We start from the raw sequence: 2,803 nt of genomic DNA on the forward strand, positions 1-2,803 counted from the left end.
CGCAGTTCCGCGTCGGTGCGCGGGTCGGCCAGCACCGCGTTCACGATCGCACTGTCCGGCAGCACGCGGCCGGGCGCGCGGTCCCGCCCCCGCGCGAGTGCGTCCCGTTCCTCCCACAGGGCACGGACGGCGGCCAGCCCCCGGGCGGTCTTGATCTTGTGGATGCCGGAGGTGCGCCGCCACGGTTCCGCCCGCGGGGCGGGCGGCCCCGCCGTACGCGCCGCCTCGAACTCCTGGTGTGCCCAGTCGAGCTTGCCCTGGCCCGCGAGTTCGGCCTCCAGCTTCCCGCGCAGCGGGACGAGCAGCTCCACGTCGAGGGCCGCGTAGTTCAACCATTCCGCGGGCAGCGGACGACGGGACCAGTCGGCCGCGCTGTGCCCCTTCTCCAGCCGGTACCCGAGCAGGGTCTCCACCAGCGTGCCGAGCGCGACACGCTCGTAGCCGGCCAATCTGCCCGCGAGCTCGGTGTCGAACAACGCGGGCGGATGCAGGCCGAGCTCGGCCAGGCAGGGCAGATCCTGCGAGGCGGCGTGCAGCACCCACTCGTGCGCCCCGAGGACCTCCGCCAACGGTGCGAGCTCCCCGTCCAGCGGGATCGGGTCGACCAGCAGCGTGCCGGTCCCTTCCCGCCGGAGCTGGACGAGGTAGGCCTTCGGCCAGTAGCGGTACCCGGACGCCCGTTCGGTGTCCACGGCGATCGGCCCGCTGCCGGCGGCCAACCGGGCACACGCCTCCCGCAGCCCGGCGACGTCGGTGATGACCGGCGGTGTCCCGCCCGCCGGTTCGGTCAACGGGACGCCCCCGGGACCGTCCTGGCTCCCGGCGCCCTGATCTGCGGTGCTCACGGCTGTGGACCCTACGGGACGGGCTCCACCGCGCCTGGTCGGCCCGTCCCGTAGGGTCTCGTCACGTCAGCGGGGTCCTGTCAGCGGATGACGCCCGCCCGCATGGCCAGCGCCACCATCTGGGCCCGGTCACCGGTGCCGAGCTTGCGGCCGATCCGCGACAGGTGGGACTTCACCGTGAGCGCGGAGAGACTGAGCTCGTCACCGATCTCCTTGTTGGACTGGCCGTCCGCGACCAGCTGGAGCACCTCGACCTCCCGCGCCGACAGCTCACGCGGGGTGTTGTCGGTGCCCGCCACCCGGGTCCCGGTGGCCAGGACCGGTGCCACGCTCGGATCGGCGTAGACACCGCCCTCGAGCACCCGGCGCACGCCGTCGGTGACCACCACCGGCGACGCGGACTTCAGCAGGTACGCCTGGGCACCCGCCTGGAACGCCGAGCGGACCGCGTACGGGTCGTCCGAGGACGCCAGCACCACGACCCGGAGCCACCCCGTGTTGCGCAGCTCCGTGACGAGTTCGATGCCGCTCCCGTCCGGAAGCCCGAGATCGAGAATGGCGAGGTCGCACGGGCCGGTCGCCGCGGCCCTCGCCCTCGCCTCGGCGACGGTCGCGGCCTCGTGGACCGTTCCCGCGCCCATCTGCGCCATTCGTCCGGCAATCGCCTCCCTCAACAGCGGGTGGTCGTCGACCACCATCACCGAGAACAGTTCCTCCCGCGGGTGCGGGACCATGCTCGCCGGCAACGCGCCGGCTGGCGTGGATCGGACGGCCTGAGTTAAGCCGACGGCAGCCACGTCACTACCTCCCTGGAGTCGGTCGTGCCCCCCGACCGGCACCGGGACTTTCGGCCGTTCAGCCGCGCCAGCTTTAGACCGAAAGTGGTGTCGTCGGAAAGCACTCTAGCCGCCCAACTGGGTCAGTGGGGGGATTGAACGGGCATCTGTCCCTATCGGGTAACTGGTCCCGACCTGTTCTATAGCGCATTCGGGTCGTGATACGCAAAGTGGTTAACGCACTGCTCTGCGTCCGCGATGTCACGAGGTTCCGGCTTTCCATTCGCGCGTGCAGATGCCGCGTGCACGCGCCGGCGGCGGTCGTTCGGAACGGTCGTTTCAGCAGGCTGGGGACGTCCGGGGGCGGGTGCGGCGGACCGTGCCGCGCTCCCGCGCGGGGTGTGTGGATCACCGCGAGTGAGACAAGTGTCGCACACCGTGTCCGGGCGGGTTCGCGGGCCCGTCGGTGCGGCCCCCACGGGAACGGCCGGGGCCGCACCGCGCCGTCGGGTCACTCCCCCCGGCGCTGCTCGAACAGGGTCACGCCCACCGGCGGCAGGCCCACGAAACTGCCCAGCGTCTGCGCGAACGCCTCGCCGTGCGCGCGCAGCTCCGTCGAGGTCGGGCTCCAGGACGCGCGCAGCTCGACGTCGTCGCTGCGGGACGGGCCGTCGATGTCACCGAAGCGGGTCGAGGACGTCGCCGTGACCGTGCCCCCGAGCGCCGTCCAGCCGGCCCCGGAGGTCTCCAGCGCGTCGGTGAGCCAGGACCAGCCGACCGCGGCCAGGGACGGGTCCCCCGCGAGGTCGGCGTCCACCTCGGCGCGGAGGTACACCACGATCCGGAACGCCCCGTCCCAGCCCTGCTGGCCGCCGGGGTCGTGCAGCAGCACCAACCGGCCCGACGCGGGGACGCCGTCGGGCCCGGTCGTCTCGGCCCCGACGGCGAACGCCCACGGCGCGAGCCGTCGGGGTGCTCTGATCGGTTCGAGCGTCACCTCGGGCCGTGGGCACACCGAACGCAGGGCGGCGACGGCGGTGCGGAACTCCTCGGGCGCCTCGGTCATGGCGGTCACGCCCCGACTGTAAGCCGCGCCGCGTCACGACCGTGGACGACACGCGCCGGGACCCGGGACGCGGCCACGTCGGCGGCGTGTGCCCGGTCACGCCGGCCCCGTCCGGG

3 protein-coding genes are annotated in these 2,803 nt (G+C 73.3%); all 3 read right to left on the reverse strand.

Translation table 11 applies throughout. The features are described from left to right. Window positions 1-845 (reverse strand): HRDC domain-containing protein (locus tag SACPADRAFT_RS0201655; RefSeq protein ID WP_007027157.1); only part of this gene is annotated, 845 nt, incomplete at its 3' end. An 80-nt stretch (window positions 846-925) separates the two neighbouring features. Beyond that, complete coding sequence (locus tag SACPADRAFT_RS24850) at window positions 926-1,642, reverse strand: LuxR C-terminal-related transcriptional regulator (RefSeq protein ID WP_007027156.1); 717 nt, start codon at window positions 1,640-1,642, stop codon at window positions 926-928. 490 nt (window positions 1,643-2,132) lie between these two features. Further along, entirely contained in the window at window positions 2,133-2,687 is a 555-nt protein-coding gene (locus SACPADRAFT_RS0201665) for a DUF3000 domain-containing protein (RefSeq protein ID WP_007027155.1), read from the reverse strand. Window positions 2,688-2,803 lie beyond the last annotated feature (116 nt).

It is taken from the genome of Saccharomonospora iraqiensis subsp. paurometabolica YIM 90007, assembly GCF_000231035.2.
GTDB lineage: Bacteria > Actinomycetota > Actinomycetes > Mycobacteriales > Pseudonocardiaceae > Saccharomonospora > Saccharomonospora paurometabolica.